Here is an 18,060-nt window from a genome sequence, read left to right on the forward strand (position 1 = left end):
TCTTCGCTTTTCGTAAATCGCAAAAACGCTCTATCCTGTTGTTTTTGCGCAATTCCGGACGGAAAACCGGTTCCCATTTTTCCTGAAATTGCCTTAAGGTCCGCGCCAGTCGAGCGGGCATATCTCTGCCGACCGCCCGGCAAAATTCCAGTTGCGCCCAAAGGCGCGCATGCGGCTCTTCTCGGATCGGGCAACGGTAATCTCCGGCGCGATCCAGTATTGCGAATTGGTGATGACCGTGTCGCCCTCGGCATCCTTGCCTGCGATCGGCGTGATGGCGCCGTCGATGATTTTCGGAATCTGGAAAATGCGGGTCTTCCCGTCGGTTTCATAGTGAACCGGCGCCCGCTGAATGCCCAGAAACTGCCCCACGAGAATGGAGAGAAGCCCTGTCGTACCGCCGGCCTTACCGGAAAAGATCTTGCCGATGGCCTTTTCGGCATAAATCGAGGCGCGTTCATCCAGAAAGATGCCCGCTGTCCAGTTGCCGCGGCTCATATAGCCCGGAATTTCCATGACAAGCCCAAGATTGAGGCCGGAAAGGTCCGTCTCGCCATAGTGCCCCTGATCGATCCGAAACCCGGCCCAGGTCTGGCAGTATCCCTCGGTGGGCGAATGGTTGCCCAGCGAAAGCACGCAGGGGCAGAACACGGTGCAATTGCACGACAGCACCAGCTCGCCTTTCAGCGCCCAGTCTTTCTTTCCCATGGCATCGGCCCCTCTTCTAAAATGAGATTACAAGAAGCGTAAGCGCCCACACAAGAAGGAGCGCGCCCGAAACGCGTGTGAAAACGCGGCTATGACCAGATTTCTCGACCAGCGTGAACACGCCGAGAAGCGCCATCCAGAACACATTCATGAGGCCAACGGCCAACATGACCAGCATGAGCGCCCAGCAACAACCGAGGCACCAGAGCCCCTGCTGCAGGCCGAGCCGGTAGATCGCCGCCGGGCGTGTGCTCCAGCGGCCAAACAGCGTGGCAAAGGGATTGCGGCACTTGACGAGGCAGGCCTCTTTCAAGGCGGAGAACTGATAAAATCCGGCAATGGCGAGAACGATCGCGCCGGCATGGCCCGTCCAGGGAGACAGAAACGTTTCGCCATTAAAGCTCCAGAAAGCACCGAGGGCCAGCGCCGCAAAACCGAACGATGCGGCCAGCCAGACGGAGAGATACCCGGCTACGAGTATGACAGGATGCACCACGCTTTCACCCTTGCGGGCGGCGGTATCGGCAATCTCGCAATAGGTGCGGAGCAGCGGTGCAGCCGACGGCAGCATCATGGCAATCGCCATCAGGAACCACATGAAGGCGAGAAGAATGAAGGCGGTCCAGCCGTTGCCGGCGCCTACCGGGGCAAGGCAGAGGGACAAAAACGTCTCGAAGGACGCCGGCAATGCGATGTCGGGAATGTGTTGAAGCAAGGCCACCCCCGGCCCGGCAGCCCTTGGGTCGACGGCGGCGATCCTCATGCCCATGAGTGCGAGAACGGTCCAGGACGCTGCAATGGCCAGACAAAGCGCAAACAGCGAGAGTGGATAAGCCAGACGTGCCATGCGGTGCACGGTGCGGCCGGAACCCGCCAGAGCAGTCAGATCGTCATCCTTGCAACTCACATCCGAACCTCATCCACCAGACTGGGTTCTTTCGCCACGTTGAAGCTTGCGCCGAACCGACCCATCATGACAAAGACAGGAAGCATTGCTGTCGATCAAGACAGAAACAGAGATGGATGGAAAGCCGTGAGCGATCGCAACCGCAGGATACTCGTTGCAGGGACAGGGCCAGCTGGTCTGATCGCCGCGCTGATGCTCGCGCATCACGGCCACGCGGTGACGCTTGTGGGCCCCGTCCCCGAGGGGCGTGACCGGAGGACCGTGGCGCTGATGCGCCCGTCGCTCGACCTGATCGAGCCCCTTGGCATTCTTGACCGGCTGCTGCCGGAAACCGCGCCGCTGCGCGCCATGCGGCTTGTGGACGCGACGGGGCGTCTCATCCGCAGCCCGACGGTGACCTTTCATGCAGGCGAGATCGGCGAAGAGTTTTTTGGGCTGAACATCCCCAACGCACGCCTGACGGAAGAGCTCGCAGAGGCGGCAAAAACCTCGCCGCTGATCGACTGGCACGAAAGCCTTGTAGAGAAATGGGCCTGCGAAAGCGACCGCGTGACCGCAACGCTCAGAAACGGCGACCACCTTGTGGCGCAGCTTGCGGTGGCCGCCGACGGGCGCGGCTCGCCGGCGCGGGAAGCCGCCGGTATTTCTGCCAAGACCCGAGCCCTTCCCCAGGCCGCCCTGGTGCTCAACTTCAAGCATGCGCGTGAGCACGGCTTTGTATCGACCGAGTTTCACACCCAGAGCGGCCCCTGCACACAGGTCCCCCTCCCCGGAATGCATTCGAGCCTTGTCTGGGTTCTGAAACCCGAAGACGCCGAGACGATGAACGCGCTCGGCGACGAAGAGCTCTCGCGCAGGGTCGAGGAACGGCTTTCGTCGATGCTCGGCCGCGTCACGGTGGAACCCGGCCGCCAGATTTATCCGCTCGGCACGCTGATGCCATCGCGTTTCGGACAGAACCGGGTGGCGCTTGTCGGCGAGGCGGCGCATGTTTTCCCGCCCATCTCGGCACAGGGGCTCAATCTGGGCATTCGGGACGTTGAGGACCTCGTGGCCGTGGCCAGTGCTTTTCCCGACGATCCCGGGTCACCTGCCGCCATGAGCCGCTATCATGCTGCGCGGCGCCCGGATATCCTTGCCCGGAGCAACTCGGTCAACCTTCTGAATGCATCGCTTCTTTCGGGCTTTCTTCCCGCACAGATTGCCCGCAGCGCCGGGCTCAGTGTCATCGGAAGCATTCCGCCGCTGCGCGCCCTCTTCATGCGCGAGGGCATGCGACCCGGCAGCGGCTTCTCCGCGCTTCTGCCGTTTAAGGGAAAAGGTCCGGCGGCAGGAGCCCGTTCGTGATGGCATAGAGGAGCGCTGTCACTGTACCCACCGACACGAGCGTGGTGATGAGCACGCTTGCCGAAGCGCGCTCCATCCAGACACCGTATTGCTGGCTGATGACAAACACGTTGGTTGCCGTGGGCAGCGAGGCAAGAAGAACGGCTGAAAACACCCAGCTCTCGGAGAAATTTCCGACCCAGCTCAGCATGACATAGCAGATGGCCGGGTGGAGGATGAGCTTGAGGAAAACGATGGCGCCGACTTCGTGCGGCACACGCCTTAGCGGTCTGAGCGCCAGGCTGACCCCCATGGCGAAGAGCGCACAGGGAGCTGCTGCCGATGCCAGATAGGCGAGCAACCGCTCAACGGGCAATGGCGGAGCAAAATTGATCGCTGCCGCGGCCACGCCCGCCGCTGTTGCCACAATAAACGGATGGAGCACGATCTTGCGCACCACTTCCAGAGCCAGCCGGCCAGGTTTCTGACCGCTCCCGCCGGAGATCGCCATCATCATCGGCGCAACCGCGAAGTGGACCATATTCTCGAAGCAGAAGATCAGCGCCACGGGAACCGCAGCCTCTTCACCGAAGGCGAGCAGCGCCAGGCCCGGCCCCATATAGCCGATATTGCCGTAGCAGGCAGCAAGCCCCTTGATGGTGCTTTCGGCGATCGAGCTTCGGCTGATCAGAAGCGAACCGGCAAACATGACGGCGAAGACGATATAGGTGGAGGCGACCGCGCCAAAAATATAGCCCCACTCAGTCAGACGCTCGATGGGCGTTTTGGCAAGAAGCTGGAAAAAGAGAGCCGGAAGCGCCACATAAATGACGAACGTGTTCATCCAACCGAGCGCGTCGGCCGGGTGTGGCTTCAGCCGTGCCACCGCATAGCCGATGAAGATCAATCCAAAAAACGGCAGAACAAGTCCTGCAACACCGGTCATGGCCCATCCCTGTCTGGGCCACCGCTCGGTTCGCTCACCCGCAGAGGCAGGTTGAAAACGTTTCGCCCATAGATGGCGGCTAGCCCGCGCATGCCCCGCCCGTCAAGCCTGCGGGATTGAATTGTGACGGCGGCTGCGCCACATAGGGGCCAGAGGTAACATTATGCAAACTATTGGAACTGCAAAATTTCGCATTGGCCAGGTCGTCCGCCACCGGGTGTTCGACTTTCGCGGCGTGATTTTCGATGTCGATCCCGAATTCAACAACACGGAAGCCTGGTATCAGGCGATTCCCGAAGAAGTGCGTCCGCGCAAGGACCAGCCATTCTACCACCTCCTCGCCGAGAACGAGGAGACGGAGTATGTGGCCTATGTCTCGGAGCAGAACCTGATGCCCGATGAATCCGGCCTGCCCGTCCGGCACCCGCAGCTCGCGGAATTCTTCGTGGAAACCGGCGACGGTCACTACGAGCCCCGCGAGCGCATGCATCACTGACAGATTTTTTTAAAGCGCATATGAAAACAGGGCCGCAAAGGCCCTGTTTTTTAACGAAATTCCGAAGGAGACTGAAGACTATTCAGCCTTCTTGGCCTTCTCCTGCGCTTCACGCAGCTTTTCGGTAAACTCTTCGTTGTTCTTGTTCACGAAGTCCTGAAGCTTCTTCTGGCGGTCCTCGATGTCGGACTGCGGCAGCGGGTCGCCGTCATAGGCGTTGGTGAAACCGGACAGCGACATCTTGATCGGGTTCGGCTGGTTCTGGAAATTGACGGAGGTGAGCGTCAGTTCCGAGCCGCGCTTGAAGGAAGCCACGAGCTGATCGGTCAGCGGGGCTTCCGCGATGCAGCGATCCGGCAGGCAGATCGCGTAGTCGATCTTCTGGGTCTGGCCACCGTCGATCTGCAGGCCGATGCCGGGAGGCACCATGCGGCCGGTCGGAACGGTGATCTGGAAGACCTTGCGGTTCACCTTGCCCTTCACTTCGATCAGGCTGACGCCGGTGATCATCTGGCCGGTTTCCGCCACGAGAACGTTCTGCACATTGCAGATATCCACGTCTTCCTGTTTGGTGCAGGCCTTGAACCAGCCCTGCGGCGGCTGCTGCTGTTGCGCGGCGGCGACACCAACTCCGCTTGCGGCCACGCAGGCGGCGCCGGCAAGGGCGAACAGGGTGCGGATTGCTTTCGCGTTCAGGCTTTTCATATGGCTCAGTTCCTCTAAATGCACAGCGCCAGAATATCGATCACTGCGTCACCTGTTGTTAAAATGCGGCGACAGCATGACCCTTGGCCGCGTGTTACACCGCCATGCGGTGCGAATCCAGTCCGTCCGCGCATTTCCCTGGACTTTATGACAGTGTGCGGCAAACATCACACGATCTGCGGGAAGCCCGGAAAAGGTCACACTGTGTGCTAGGCTCCCCGGCGAATCATGGAAACGCGCAATTCCCGGCCAAGGTGTCTCGATGTCTGCAGCCCTAAAACCCCTTCGTTTCGCCCTGTTGGCGAGTTTGATCGCAACAGGTGCGGCTGTCGCGGCAGACGACCAGCCGAAACATGGCGTCGCCATGCACGGCGCACCTGAACTGCCGGCCGATTTCTCGCATTTCCCCTACGCCAATCCCGAAGCGCCGAAGGGCGGCGAGATCACCTATTGCGTCGTGGGGTCCTTCGACAATCTCAACCCCTTCATTCTCAAAAGCATGCGCACCACGGCGCGCGGCGTAATCGACACCATTTTCGGCAATCTGGTGTTTGAATCCCTGATGATGCGCAGTGCCGACGAGCCCTTTTCACTCTACGGCCTGCTGGCAGAAAGCGTGGAGATGGACGAGGCGCGCAGTTATGCGGAATTCAACCTGAACCCGGACGCCAAATGGTCGGACGGAACGGATGTGACGCCGGAAGACGTGATCTTCACCTACGAGGCGTACACGGAGAAGGGACGCCCGCCCTATTCCAGCCGCATGGCAAAGATCGAGAAAATCGAGAAAACCGGCGATCACAGTGTGCGCTTCACCTTCAACGACAAGGCGGATCGCGAGTTTCCGCTGATCGTTGCGATGACCCCGATCATCCCGGAACACGCATTCGACATCGAAACCTTCGACCAGACAACGCTCAAACCGGTGATCGGCAGCGGCGCCTATCGCATTTCGGAGGTCGAGCCCGGCCGACGCATCGTCTTCACCCGAAACGAAGAGTACTGGGGCGAAAACATTCCGTCGAAGCGCGGTTTCGACAATTTCGACAAGGTCACCATCGAGTACTTCCTGAACGCAAATTCGCTTATCGAGGCGTTCAAGAAGGGCATCTGCTCTGTCTATGCAGAATCCGACCCGGTGCGCCGGCAGCGCGGCATCGATTTTCCGGCTGCCCGCGAAGGCAAGGTTGTCAGCGAAACCTTCACCAATGGCATCCCGCCCGCGGTCACGGGCTTTTTCTTCAACACACGCCGCGAAAAGTTCGCCGATCCGCAGGTGCGCCGCGCTCTTTCCAAACTCTATGATTTTGGCTGGGTCAACACGAACGTGTTGCGCGGCGAATATGAGCGCACGCTTAGCTACTGGCAGGGATCGCATCTCTCCGCCCTTGGAAAGCCCGCCGACGAGCGCGAGCGCGCGCTTCTGGAACCCTTTGCCGACCGCGTGACGCCGGACGTCATGGACGGGACCTATGGCAAGGCGGAGATGGCCGGGGCGCCCATCGGGCGTGGTGAAATGCGCGAAGCGCTGCAGATGCTTCAGCAGGCCGGATACAGCCTCGAAGGCAATGCACTGGTAAATGCCGATGGCGAGGCCCTCACCTTCGAAATCCTCGTGACATCCGAGGAAGGCGAGAAACTGGCTGCCGTTTTCCAGCGAGTGCTCAAGAAGATCGGCATAGATGTTTCGATCCGCCTGCTGGACGATTCACAGGCCCAGCAACGCAAGCAGCGCTATGATTTCGACGTGATCATCGCTTCCGTGGGCTTTTCCGGTTCGCTGTCGCCCGGTATCGAACAGATCAACCGCTGGGGTTCTGAAGCTGCGAAGGCCGAAGGCACGTTCAACCTTTCAGGCGCGGCCGATCCGGCAATCGATGCCATGATCGACGCGATGCTCAATGCGCGGGACATGGACGACTACGCCGCAGCCGTGCGCGCGCTCGACCGGCTTTTGATGTCCGGCGCCTATGTCGTGCCCATGCAGCATGACAGCGACGAATGGGTCGCCTACTGGAGCGATCTGGCGCATCCCGAAAAAACACCGCTTTACGGATACAAGCTACAGACCTGGTGGCACAAAACGGACGCTGAATAAGGCTTGAGACCATGACTGTTCCCGTTACGATCGACGTCGTTTCCGACGTCGTATGCCCCTGGTGTTATGTGGGGCGCGCGCGTCTGAAGAAGGCTTTGGAGGCAGTTCCAGAGATTTCCGTCAATCTGCGCTGGCGACCGTTCCAGCTCGACCCGACCATTCCGCCAGAAGGCAAGAGCCGGCGGGATTATCTCGCCGACAAATTCGGCGACGAGACGCGTATCCGACAGATGCACGAACAGCTTGGCACGCTTGGAGAGGCCGAGGGGATATCGTTCGATTTCGACGCCATTGCGCTTTCACCCAATACGCTCAACGCACACCGGGTGATCCGCTGGGCGGCAACGGCGGAACCGGGCGTGCAGGATCGCCTCGTCGGCCGCCTTTTCGCACTCTATTTCGAGGAAGGCGCGGATATCGGGAATGCCGCCGTCCTGATCCAGGCTGCAAAAGAGGCAGGGATGGACGCTGCGGTGGTCGAGACGCTGCTTGCGACCGACGCCGACCGGACCGAGGTCGAACAGGAAATCGCGACCGCTCAACAGATGGGTGTCACCGGAGTGCCCTGCTTCCTGCTTGAAGGCAGGTATGCGGTGGTGGGAGCGCAGGAACCGGCAACACTTGCCGATGCCATCCGCCAGGTGGCACAGGCCAAGGCTGACGGCACGCTGGACAGCGGCCAGGCGTGACCTCTGAGGCGGGGTAAGACAAGCGGCCGCCGCCCGCCCTGTCAGGCCGCTTTCTTCTCGATCAGTCGCACGAGCTGCGTCATGATGACGGCAGCACCGGCAAGCCGCTTCTCGGGCGTCGGCCAGTCACGGATAAAGACGATGCTCTGGTCGGGCCGGATTTTGGCGAGCGATCCCTGCTCGCCGATGAAGCGAACGAGCCCCACCGGTTCGGGGAATTCCTGATTCCGGAAATGCACCACGGCACCCTTGGGGCCGGCATCGAGCTTTTCGACATTGGCCCTGCGGCACAGAGCCTTGATGAAGACGATCTTGAGCAGATGCTCCACTTCCTGCGGAAGCGGGCCGAAACGGTCGATGAGTTCGGCGCCGAAAGCATCGATCTCTTCAGGCGTTTCGAGCTCTGCAATGCGGCGGTATAGCCCCAGACGCAACTGCAGATCCGAAACATAGGCTTCGGGGATCATCACCGCCGTGCCGACCGTGATCTGCGGCGACCAGCCGGTGTCTACGGCCTCTTCCGTTCCCTTCAGCTCGGCAACGGCTTCTTCCAGCATCTGCTGGTAGAGTTCATAGCCAACTTCCTTGACGTGACCGGACTGCTCCTCGCCCAGTATGTTGCCGGCACCGCGAATGTCGAGATCGTGGCTTGCAAGCTGGAACCCTGCGCCGAGCGTGTCGAGCGACTGGAGCACTTTGAGACGCCGTTCGGCCGTGGCGGTCAATGTCCGGTTTGGCGGCAGGGTGAAGAGCGCATAGGCGCGTACCTTCGAGCGGCCCACGCGCCCGCGCAGCTGATAGAGCTGCGCCAGGCCAAACATGTCTGCCCGGTGCACGATCAGCGTGTTGGCTGTCGGGATGTCGAGACCGGACTCGACGATGGTGGTGGACAGAAGCACGTCATACTGACCGTCATAGAAGGCGTTCATGATGTCGTCGAGTTCGCCCGGCGCCAATTGCCCGTGTGCTGTCGCAACTTTCAGTTCCGGCACGTGTTCGCTGAGGAATTCCCGGACTTCCGCCAGATCGGAGACCCGCGGGACGACATAAAAGCTCTGCCCGCCGCGATAGCGCTCGCGCAGGAGCGTCTCGCGGATGACGAGCGGATCGACCGGTGAGATAAAGCTGCGCACGGCCATGCGGTCCACGGGGGCCGTGGTGATGAGCGACAGCTCGCGCACGCCGGTCAGCGCCAGCTGGAGGGTGCGCGGGATCGGCGTGGCCGACAGTGTCAGCACGTGGATATCCGATTTGAGATCCTTCAGCCGCTCCTTGTGCCTGACGCCGAAATGCTGCTCTTCATCGATGATCAGAAGGCCGAGATTCTTGAAGGTGACGGAGCTTCCCAGAAGTGCATGGGTGCCGATCACGATGTCGATCGTGCCATCGGCGATGCCTTTCTTGGTTTCGGCAAGCTCTTTCGAACCGACCAGACGCGAGGCCTGCCGCACACGCAGGGGCAGACCGGCGAAGCGGTCGCGGAAGGTCTTGAAGTGCTGGCGGGCAAGCAGTGTCGTGGGCACGACCACGGCGACCTGCAGTCCCTCCATGGCGGCCACGAATGCCGCACGCAACGCCACCTCCGTCTTGCCGAACCCCACATCGCCGCAGATCAGGCGGTCCATGGGCCGGCCGGAGCCCAGATCGTCGATCACGGCATCAATGGCGGTCTGCTGGTCCTCGGTTTCCTCATAGGGGAAGCGCGCGGCAAACTCGCCATAAAGCCCCTCTGGCGGTGCGAGCTTGACGCCGGGCCGCATCTCGCGTTCGGCGGCAATGCGGATCAGATGGCCCGCCATCTCCAGAAGCTTCTTCTTGAGCCTGGCCTTGCGCGACTGCCAGGCCACGCCGCCCAGCTTGTCGAGCATGGTGTCCGGCCCGTCCGACCCGTAGCGCGACAGAAGCTCTATGTTTTCGACCGGCAGGAACAGCCGGTCATCGCCCGCATAGCGCAGCTCAAGGCAGTCATGAGGCGCACCCATGGCCTCGATGGTCTTGAGGCCAATGAACCGGCCGATGCCGTGATCGGCATGAACGACGATGTCTCCGGCTGAAAGGGCTGCCACTTCGGAGATAAAATCGGACGCCTTTTTGCGCTTCCTGGCGCGGCGCACCAGACGGTCGCCCAGAATGTCCTGTTCGCCGATGACGGCCAGCCTGGCCGTTTCGAACCCGGTTTCCAGCGGCAGAACGCCGATGCCTGCCTGCTGTTCTGGAAGCGTTTCCAGCTCTGCCAGCGTTTCGATACGCGCGACGTTGCCGAGATTGTGCTCGGCCAGGATCTGCGAAAGCCGCTCGGCGGAACCTTCACTCCAGCCCGCGATCAGAACGCGTTTGCCGCTGGCGCGCAGCGCTCCGATATGCCTGACCGCGTGATCGAACACATTGGCATTGGGATCGGCGCGCTCCTCGGCAAAATTGCGCCCGGCCTCCGCGGCCGCGTGGTGGATGCGGGCCTTGCTCGTCTCCGGCGTTGCAAAGGGGGTGAAGTGGATCACACGCCTGTCGCTTGACGCTGCACTCACCTCTTCCCGATCAAGATAAAGCGTTTCGGGCGCGACCGGCTTGTAGGGCACCGCCCCGCCAAGCTCGCTACCTTCCATCTGGGCGCGGCGTGCCTCGTAGTGATCGACGATGAGCGCATGGCGCTCGCCCAGCGCCTCTTCCGCCAGATGATCGAACACGATCGGAGCGTCGGGGAGATAATCGAGAACGCTGTCGAGCCGCTCATGGAAGAGCGGCAGCCAGTGTTCCATGCCCGCAAAACGCCTGCCCTCGCTCACGGCCGCATAGAGCGCATCGTCGCGTGAAGGCGCGCCGAAAGTCTCTATATAGTTGCGGCGAAACCGGCTGATGACCTCGGGGCTGAGCGTGATCTCGCTCATGGCCTGAAGCGAGACTTCCTTGCGCTGCCCGGTCGTCCTCTGGGTGGCAACGTCGAACGCGCGGATCGATTCGAGCGTGTCGCCGAAGAAGTCGAGCCGTAGCGCCTCATCCCAACCGGGAGCGAAGAGGTCCAGAATGCCGCCGCGCACCGCATATTCGCCCACGTCACGCACTGTCGAAACGCGTTCGAAACCGCTCGTTTCAAGACGTCCCGTGAGCGCGGTCATGTCGACCTGATTGCCCGGACGCGCGAAAAAGCCCTGGGCGCCGATCTGGTCTGCCGGCGGCATGCGCTGCAAGAGCGCATTGGCGCTCACGATCACCAAAGAACGGTGCGGCTTCCTGCGCAGCTCCGCCATCGCGCTCATCGCCGCGAGCCGCCGCGCGGCCGCATCCCCACCCGGTGACACACGATCATAGGGCAGACAGTCCCAGGCCGGCAGCTCGAGCACCGGCAATCCCGGATCGACGAAGCGCAGCGTGTCGACCAGCGCAGGCAGACGCTGCCCGTCGCGCAGAATAAAAATTGTCGGGCCATCGGGCGCCACTTCGCGGGCGACCGCAGCCAGGGCGAAGGCCTCAAACCCGTCGGCCACACCATCAACTGTCAGCGCACCGACGCCCTCACGCGGCAGTTTCAGTGAATCCATCAGGCTCATCGACGTCGCGCCTCAGCGCCCGCGCGACGCGGTTATGCGCGCCCAGAGAGGCGTGTCGTACTCCGGTGGCACCGCCACCTCGCCCGTCACCCATTTGAAGAGATTCGTGTCCGGAACATCGAGAATGGCCTCAAGCTCGGTCATTTCTTCGTCGCTCAGACGGTCGATCTCGGCATCGGCAAAACCGCCGAGCACCAGGTCCATCTCGCGCATGCCGCGCCGCCAGGAACGCACAAGCGCGCGGCGTCGGCGCGGGTCGAGATCGTGGCTGGAACGGGTTGTGCCTGTCATGGGTTTCGCCTTCATGGTCTGCGGCGGTAGGTCGCCCGGGCGGATATAGCGTGTGCATGAGCGTCTGTCAGCCTTGCGTCACCGAATTTGGGCCTTAATCATGACAGGATGCGCCCTTCCGTTCTCGACCCTCTCTTCGCTCCTGTCACGACGCTCGACGGCGTCGGCGCGAAACTGGCCGACCTCATGGCAAACATCGTTCCCGGCGATGTCGCGGGACGAGAACTTCGTGTCGGCGATCTTCTCTTTGTGCTTCCGCACTCGTTGATTGATCGGCGAAACCGCCCGGGCATTGCCAACGCGGCGGAAGGAACGATTGTCACGCTCGACCTGACGGTCGGACGTCACCACCCATCTCCGCCCGGCCGAAAGAACGTGCCCTACCGGGTCTTCGCCTTCGATGAAACGGGCGAGATCGCCCTCACCTTCTTCCACGCCCGCGCGCCGTGGATCGAAAAAATCCTTCCGGAAGGCGGGCAGGTTCTGGTGAGCGGGCGGATGGAATGGTTCAACGGGCGCGCCTCCATGGTGCATCCCGATTTCGTCGTTCCAGCGGCAGAGGCGCACACGCTGCCGACGCTCGAGCCGGTTTATCCGCTGACGGCCGGTCTCTCGGCAAAAGTCCTGCGCCGGTCGATCGCGCAATCGCTGGAGCGCTTGCCCGATCTGCCGGAATGGCAAGATGAAAGCTTTCTCTCCCGCAACCGGATGCCAGCCTTCGGCGAAGCCCTGAAAAGGCTGCATGACCCCGACGCGCCGGAAGACGTTCAGCCTGAAAGCCCCTATTGGCGACGCATCGCCTATGACGAATTCCTTGCCGGACAGCTTTCGCTGGCACTGGTACGCGCAAAGGTCAAACGCCTCTCCGGTCGTCCGCTGACGGGTGATGGGCGCTTTGAAGCGAAAATCCGGGCTGCCCTTCCCTATCAGCTGACGCGATCACAGGAAGAGGCCGTGCAGGACATCCACGCGGATCTGGCGAGCCCGGAGCGAATGGTTCGCCTGCTTCAGGGCGACGTAGGCGCGGGCAAGACCGTGGTGGCACTTCTTGCCATGGCACGCGCGGCGGAAGCGGGCGGCCAGTCGGCGCTCATGGCGCCGACGGAAATCCTCGCCCGCCAGCACGCGGCAACAATCGCACCGCTGGCCGAAGCAGCCGGCCTTCGGGTTGCGGTTCTGACCGGCCGTGAGAAAGGCAGGGAGCGCCAGCGCATTCTCGATGAAATCGCGTCGGGCACGGTCGATTTCGTGATCGGGACCCATGCACTTTTCCAGGAAACGGTCCAGTTCCGCGATCTCGCCTTTGCGGTCGTGGATGAGCAGCATCGTTTCGGCGTGCATCAGCGGCTTGCCATGACCGCAAAGGGCAATGCACCGGACATGCTCGTGATGACGGCGACCCCGATCCCGCGCACGCTCGTGCTCTCGGCGTTTGGCGACATGGATGTCTCGCGCCTGACTGAAAAACCCGCCGGGCGCCAGTCGATCCGCACCGTGACGCTGCCGGTGGAGCGTCTGCCGCAACTGGTCGACCGGCTCAGGAAAGCGCTTTCAGAGGGCCAGAAGGTTTACTGGATCTGCCCGCTCGTCGAGGAATCGGAAGAACTTGAGCTGATGTCGGCCGAAGACCGCCACGCTGCGCTGCAGAAAGTCTTCGGGAACGCCGTCGGTCTCATTCACGGACGCATGAAGGCTGCCGACAAGGACGAGGCGATGCGCGCCTTCAAGGCCGGCGAGACACGCATTCTGGTCGGTACGACGGTGGTCGAGGTGGGCGTCGACGTGCCGGATGCGACGATCATTGTGATAGAACATGCCGAGCGCTTCGGCCTCGCCCAGCTTCACCAGCTGCGCGGACGCGTTGGCCGTGGCGCCCTCGCCTCTTCCTGCGTGCTTGTCTACAAGGGGCCGCTCGGGGAAACGGCCACGCGGCGGCTGGAGGTGATGCGCGACACAGAGGACGGGTTCATGATCGCGGAGGAGGATCTGAAACTGCGCGGTGAAGGCGATCTTCTGGGCACCAAGCAGTCCGGCACGCCGGGGTTCCGCGTCGCACGGATCGAGGCGCATGTGGACCTGCTGCAGGCCGCCCGCGACGATGCACGGCTTGTCCTGTCCCGCGATCCCGAACTCCAGACCCCGCGCGGCGAGGCACTGCGGTTGCTGCTCTATTTGTTTGGACGCGACGAGGCTGTCCGCTTGCTGCGCGCCGGCTGAGCCTTGCCCGACCTGGCTTCAACAGCCAGTTCTGCCGTCCTGGCCTGATACTCGGGCGCGACAAGACCTGCCGATATGACAAGTTTTGCACCCTCTTCAACGGTCATCTTGAGTTCGATCACATCCTTCTTGGGAACGAAGAGTAGATAACCGGAGGTCGGATTCGGCGTCGTGGGTAGAAACACGGCAATGGTCTGCCCGAGATCATCGCCAATCTTCGCCTGAACCTCGCCTCGCGTTTCCGTGGCGATGAAAACGAGTGCCCACAGCCCTGTGCGAGGATACTCGATGAGGCCGACCTTCTTGAACGTGTCGGACCGTTCCGAAAGCACGGTTTCAAGAATCTGCTTGAGGCCACGGTAAACACTGCGCACGAGCGGCATGCGCCCGAGGACGCTTTCGCCCGTAGCGATGATGGTGCGCCCGATGAAATTGGCCGTCAGAAATCCGATCAGCGTGATCATGATCAGGGCGATGATCAAGCCGAAGCCCGGGACGGCAAATGGCAGATAGTTGTCCGGATTGTACCGGAACGGAATGTAGGGTTTGACCCAGGAATCGACCCAGCCGATCATCGACCAGGCGAGATAGGCCGTGATCGCCAGCGGCGCGGTGACAATGAAGCCCGTAAGGAAGTAGTTGCGCAGGCGAGTCATCATGATGTGGAAACGGGCCTCGAATATGATGGATTGACAAAAACAGCCCGGTGGACACTACGCCACCAGGCTGAACAATAGAATAGGAATTCGGGCCGCTATATGACAGCCCCTCTTTCGCTATTCGACCGTAACCGATTTCGCCAGATTGCGGGGCTGATCAACATCCGTGCCCATGATGACCGCCGTATGATAGGCCAGCATCTGGATTGGCAGCGCGTAAATGATCGGCGCAACGAACTCGGGAATGTCCGGCAGGACCACCGTCTCCAGCGTGTCGAGCGTTGCGTTTTTCGCGCCCTTCTCGTCCGTGATCAGAATGATCCGCCCGCCGCGTGCGGCGACCTCCTGCATATTCGAGACGGTTTTCTCAAAAATGCGGTCATGCGGGGCGATCACAATCACCGGCATCTGCTCATCGATGAGCGCGATGGGGCCGTGCTTCAGTTCGCCGGCCGCGTAGCCTTCGGCATGGATGTAGGAAATTTCCTTGAGCTTCAGCGCACCTTCCAGTGCCAGCGGATAGTTCGTATCCCGCCCGAGATAAAGGACATGCCGCACATGGGAGAGTTCGCGGGCGACCTTCTCGATGCCTGAACTCAGCTTGAGCGCCTGCGAAGCAAAACGCGGTGCTTCCGACAACTGACGCACAAGCGACTGCTCTTCCTCCGCGGAAATCGTGCCGCGCGCCTTCGCCGCCCTAAGCGTCAGCGCAGCGAGAACGCTGAGCTGGCAGGTGAACGCCTTTGTCGAGGCAACGCCGATTTCGGGGCCAGCCAGAGTGGGGAAAATACCGTCGCTCTCGCGTGCAATGGTCGATTCGCGCACATTGACGATGGCGGAGATCGGAACGCCTTCGCCCCGGCAATAACGTAGCGAGGCGAGCGTGTCGGCCGTTTCGCCGGACTGCGATATGAACAGTGCGGCACTGTTCTTCGGCAGCGGCATCTCGCGGTACCGGAACTCGGAAGCGATATCGATATCCACCGGCAGACGTGCATAGCGCTCAAGCCAGTATTTTCCGATCAGCCCCGCAAGGTAGGCCGTGCCACAGGCCGAAATCGCCAGACGCTCGATCTTTCCGAAGTCGAACGGCAGGTCGAAGTCTGCCACCGTGCCTTCGGCAAAGTTCAGATAGTGGGCGAGTGTATGGGAAATCACCTCCGGCTGCTCATGGATTTCCTTTTCCATAAAGTGCCGGTGATTGCCCTTGTCAACGAGAAGGCTGGTGCCGACCGACTGCTGGCGCGCGCGTTCGACAGGCTGGCCGTCCATGCCGAAAATCTCCATGCCTCCACGGCGCACCACCACCCAGTCGCCATCCTCCAGATAGGTGATGGCGTTGGTGAACGGCGCCAGTGCAATGGCGTCGGAGCCGAGATACATCTCCCCCTCGCCATGACCGACGGCGAGAGGCGGGCCGTTTCGGGCGCCGATGATCATGTCTTCGTCGCCCCGGAACAAGATTGCCAGAGCGAATGCACCGCGCAGACGCTTTAGCGCCGCAAATGCCGCATCCTGCGGCGCAGCCCCGTTCTTCAGCCCGCGGGCAACCAGATGCGCGACCACCTCCGTGTCGGTCTGGGACGAGAACGCCACACCGTCCGCTTTCAGTTCGTCACGAAGCTCCGCGAAATTCTCGATAATGCCGTTGTGAACCACGGCAACATCCTGGGCGAAATGGGGGTGCGCATTGGTCTCGTTGGGAACACCGTGCGTCGCCCAGCGTGTGTGACCGATGCCGATCATCCCGCCAAGCGGCTCCTCGCCAAGCCTCTTCTCGAGATTGACGAGTTTGCCCTCCGCGCGGCGGCGGTCGAGCTTGCCGTGATCCAGCGTGGCAACACCGGCAGAATCATATCCGCGATACTCCAGCCGCTTCAGCGCATCGACGATGAGCGGTGCCACCGGCGTCTGTCCGACAATGCCTACGATTCCACACATATGGCTGTCTCAGCCTCCCACCAAACGGTCAAACCCCGATTCACGCGATTGTTCTAGAGCGTGGAAGAAGGGGATGAAAATCAACAAGTCTTTCAGTTCGTATCAGGCCTGATCAGCTGCCTATATTGCCTGGATTTCAAGTTTTCGAGCGTCGCGCCTTGAGCGCCGCCAGCCGGTCGCGCAGGCGTTTGCCAAGCCCCTCGCGATTGGACTGACGCGCGCGGCCGAAAGCAAGTGCGTCGGCTGGCACGGACTCCGTGATCACGCTACCCGACGCCACATAGGCACCCGCGCCGATGGTCACCGGAGCAACCAAGGAAGAGTTGGTGCCGACAAAGGCACCCGGCTCAATATCGGTAAAATGCTTCGAAAAGCCGTCATAGTTGCAGGTGATGGTGCCGGCTCCAAGATTGGCCTTCGCACCAACACGCGCGTCGCCCACATAGGACAGGTGCGGAATCTTGGCGCCGGGTTCGACACGCGTCTTTTTGATCTCGACGAAATTGCCGACCTTCGCGCCATCCATGATCTCGGCGCCCGGACGCAGCCGCGCGAACGGTCCGACCGAGGCTCCCGCGTCGACACGCGCTTCCTCGAGATGGGAATTGGCTTTCAGCGTGACGTTTTCACCTATCGTCACGCCGGGTCCGAAGAAGACATTCGGTTCGATGACCGTGTCACGGCCCACAACGGTGTCATATGCGAAATAAACGGTTTCGGGAGCGATCAGCGTTACGCCATCCAGCATCATGGCTTCGCGCCGGCGCTGCTGCCAGATCGCTTCTGCAGCGGCAAGTTCTGCCCGATTGTTGATGCCGAGCGCGCTTTCGTAATCGGCTTCGATTGCCCGAACCGTCAACCCGCGGCCGGTTGCGATCTCGACAATATCGGTGAGGTAATATTCGCCCTTGGCGTTGTCGTTGCCGATGGCTTCAAGGAGTTCCAGCGCCCGATTGCCGGCAATGCCCATGGCGCCGCCGTTGCAGAACGTTATCCGACGCTCTTCATCGGAGCAGTCCTTCTCCTCGCGGATCGCAATCAGCGCTTCGCCATGCTCGATCAGCCGGCCATAGCCGGTCGGACGATCGGTGCGAAACCCCATGACGACTATGTCGGCTCCCCTGGCCAGCCCTGCGCGCAGTGCCTGAAGCGCTTCCAGCGAAATAAGCGGTGTGTCGCCAAAGGTCACGAGAACATCGTCATACCCGCGTGCAATCGCCGCGCGGGCTGCGAGCACTGCGTGGCCCGTGCCCAGACGCTCGGACTGAACGAATGTCTCGGCCCCCGGCGCAAAACCCTCCGCCGCTTTCGATACGGCTTCAGCACCGTGTCCCACGACCAGCGCCTTGTTGCCAGCCCCGGCACCGTCAAGCGCGCGTGTCACGTGACCGAGCATCTCCTGCCCGGCGATCCTGTGCAGCACCTTGGGCGTGGCGCTTTTCATCCGCGTCCCCTCGCCTGCTGCGAGAATGACGGAAAGGCAGGTGCGTTCGCTCATGGAAGGAAATCCGTTGTGCTTCTGACGAGTCGCC

At 61.6% G+C, this 18,060-nt stretch carries 14 protein-coding genes; 5 read left to right on the forward strand and 9 right to left on the reverse strand.

All coding sequences use genetic code 11. The features are described from left to right. Window positions 1-93: 93 nt before the first annotated feature. A complete protein-coding gene (locus AC07E3_RS00280; RefSeq protein WP_478359976.1) occupies window positions 94-708 on the reverse strand; it encodes a DUF1326 domain-containing protein in 615 nt (204 codons plus the stop codon). 16 nt (window positions 709-724) lie between these two features. Further along, on the reverse strand, window positions 725-1,615 hold the full coding sequence (locus AC07E3_RS00285; protein WP_478359977.1) for a DUF2182 domain-containing protein: 891 nt from the start codon (window positions 1,613-1,615) through the stop codon (window positions 725-727). 126 nt (window positions 1,616-1,741) lie between these two features. Here AC07E3_RS00285 and AC07E3_RS00290 point away from each other — a divergent pair, with 126 nt between their 5' ends. Then, window positions 1,742-2,962: a UbiH/UbiF family hydroxylase gene (locus AC07E3_RS00290; protein WP_478359978.1), complete on the forward strand. Its 1,221-nt coding sequence runs from the start codon at window positions 1,742-1,744 to the stop codon at window positions 2,960-2,962. On the opposite strand, the gene AC07E3_RS00295 is transcribed toward AC07E3_RS00290, so the two are convergent. Next, window positions 2,925-3,887 (reverse strand): AEC family transporter, encoded by a 963-nt coding sequence (locus tag AC07E3_RS00295; protein ID WP_336071457.1) that lies wholly within the window; start codon window positions 3,885-3,887, stop codon window positions 2,925-2,927. The genes AC07E3_RS00290 and AC07E3_RS00295 overlap by 38 nt on opposite strands. A gap of 163 nt (window positions 3,888-4,050) precedes the next feature. On the opposite strand from AC07E3_RS00295, the gene hspQ reads away from it, so the two are divergent. Continuing rightward, window positions 4,051-4,383, forward strand: a complete 333-nt coding sequence (hspQ, locus tag AC07E3_RS00300; RefSeq protein WP_083212857.1) for a heat shock protein HspQ — start codon at window positions 4,051-4,053, stop codon at window positions 4,381-4,383. A gap of 78 nt (window positions 4,384-4,461) precedes the next feature. Here the strand turns inward: hspQ and AC07E3_RS00305 are convergent, their stop codons facing one another. Beyond that, entirely contained in the window at window positions 4,462-5,088 is a 627-nt protein-coding gene (locus AC07E3_RS00305; protein ID WP_007009886.1) for an invasion associated locus B family protein, read from the reverse strand. Window positions 5,089-5,350: 262 nt separating this feature from the next. On the opposite strand from AC07E3_RS00305, the gene AC07E3_RS00310 reads away from it, so the two are divergent. Continuing rightward, window positions 5,351-7,186 carry an extracellular solute-binding protein gene (locus AC07E3_RS00310; RefSeq protein WP_478359979.1) on the forward strand — a complete coding sequence of 612 codons (1,836 nt, stop codon included), beginning with the start codon at window positions 5,351-5,353 and terminating at the stop codon, window positions 7,184-7,186. Between the two features lie 11 nt (window positions 7,187-7,197). After that, window positions 7,198-7,875 carry a DsbA family oxidoreductase gene (locus tag AC07E3_RS00315; protein ID WP_478359980.1) on the forward strand — a complete coding sequence of 226 codons (678 nt, stop codon included), beginning with the start codon at window positions 7,198-7,200 and terminating at the stop codon, window positions 7,873-7,875. A gap of 41 nt (window positions 7,876-7,916) precedes the next feature. On the opposite strand, the gene mfd is transcribed toward AC07E3_RS00315, so the two are convergent. Beyond that, entirely contained in the window at window positions 7,917-11,420 is a 3,504-nt protein-coding gene (gene mfd, locus AC07E3_RS00320; RefSeq protein WP_478359981.1) for a transcription-repair coupling factor, read from the reverse strand. A 12-nt stretch (window positions 11,421-11,432) separates the two neighbouring features. After that, complete coding sequence (locus AC07E3_RS00325) at window positions 11,433-11,711, reverse strand: succinate dehydrogenase assembly factor 2 (RefSeq protein WP_025029436.1); 279 nt, start codon at window positions 11,709-11,711, stop codon at window positions 11,433-11,435. Window positions 11,712-11,819: 108 nt separating this feature from the next. Between AC07E3_RS00325 and recG the strand changes: the two genes are divergently transcribed. Next, a complete protein-coding gene (gene recG / locus AC07E3_RS00330; protein WP_478359982.1) occupies window positions 11,820-13,928 on the forward strand; it encodes an ATP-dependent DNA helicase RecG in 2,109 nt (702 codons plus the stop codon). On the opposite strand, the gene AC07E3_RS00335 is transcribed toward recG, so the two are convergent. From AC07E3_RS00335 to glmU, 3 genes are all read right to left on the reverse strand, one after another. Next, window positions 13,880-14,584 (reverse strand): DUF502 domain-containing protein, encoded by a 705-nt coding sequence (locus AC07E3_RS00335; RefSeq protein ID WP_478360129.1) that lies wholly within the window; start codon window positions 14,582-14,584, stop codon window positions 13,880-13,882. The two genes, recG and AC07E3_RS00335, sit on opposite strands and share 49 nt — an antisense overlap. Before the next feature lie 120 nt (window positions 14,585-14,704). Then, window positions 14,705-16,528, reverse strand: a complete 1,824-nt coding sequence (gene glmS / locus AC07E3_RS00340) for a glutamine--fructose-6-phosphate transaminase (isomerizing) (protein WP_336071462.1) — start codon at window positions 16,526-16,528, stop codon at window positions 14,705-14,707. Between the two features lie 136 nt (window positions 16,529-16,664). Further along, window positions 16,665-18,026 carry a bifunctional UDP-N-acetylglucosamine diphosphorylase/glucosamine-1-phosphate N-acetyltransferase GlmU gene (gene glmU, locus AC07E3_RS00345; RefSeq protein WP_478359983.1) on the reverse strand — a complete coding sequence of 454 codons (1,362 nt, stop codon included), beginning with the start codon at window positions 18,024-18,026 and terminating at the stop codon, window positions 16,665-16,667. Window positions 18,027-18,060: the final 34 nt, after the last annotated feature.

The sequence above is a fragment of the Nitratireductor lacus genome, from assembly GCF_056431025.1.

What these genes read in the sequence shown, in the direction of transcription:
- AC07E3_RS00280 (WP_478359976.1), bottom strand. Translation starts at nt 708, where the DNA reads ATGGGAAAGAAAGACTGGGCGCTGAAAGGCGAGCTGGTGCTGTCGTGC.
- AC07E3_RS00295 (WP_336071457.1), bottom strand. Translation starts at nt 3,887, where the DNA reads ATGACCGGTGTTGCAGGACTTGTTCTGCCGTTTTTTGGATTGATCTTC.
- hspQ (WP_083212857.1), top strand. Translation starts at nt 4,051, where the DNA reads ATGCAAACTATTGGAACTGCAAAATTTCGCATTGGCCAGGTCGTCCGC.
- AC07E3_RS00305 (WP_007009886.1), bottom strand. Translation starts at nt 5,088, where the DNA reads ATGAAAAGCCTGAACGCGAAAGCAATCCGCACCCTGTTCGCCCTTGCC.
- AC07E3_RS00310 (WP_478359979.1), top strand. Translation starts at nt 5,351, where the DNA reads ATGTCTGCAGCCCTAAAACCCCTTCGTTTCGCCCTGTTGGCGAGTTTG.
- AC07E3_RS00315 (WP_478359980.1), top strand. Translation starts at nt 7,198, where the DNA reads ATGACTGTTCCCGTTACGATCGACGTCGTTTCCGACGTCGTATGCCCC.
- mfd (WP_478359981.1), bottom strand. Translation starts at nt 11,420, where the DNA reads ATGAGCCTGATGGATTCACTGAAACTGCCGCGTGAGGGCGTCGGTGCG.
- AC07E3_RS00325 (WP_025029436.1), bottom strand. Translation starts at nt 11,711, where the DNA reads ATGACAGGCACAACCCGTTCCAGCCACGATCTCGACCCGCGCCGACGC.
- recG (WP_478359982.1), top strand. Translation starts at nt 11,820, where the DNA reads ATGCGCCCTTCCGTTCTCGACCCTCTCTTCGCTCCTGTCACGACGCTC.
- AC07E3_RS00335 (WP_478360129.1), bottom strand. Translation starts at nt 14,584, where the DNA reads ATGACTCGCCTGCGCAACTACTTCCTTACGGGCTTCATTGTCACCGCG.
- glmS (WP_336071462.1), bottom strand. Translation starts at nt 16,528, where the DNA reads ATGTGTGGAATCGTAGGCATTGTCGGACAGACGCCGGTGGCACCGCTC.
- glmU (WP_478359983.1), bottom strand. Translation starts at nt 18,026, where the DNA reads ATGAGCGAACGCACCTGCCTTTCCGTCATTCTCGCAGCAGGCGAGGGG.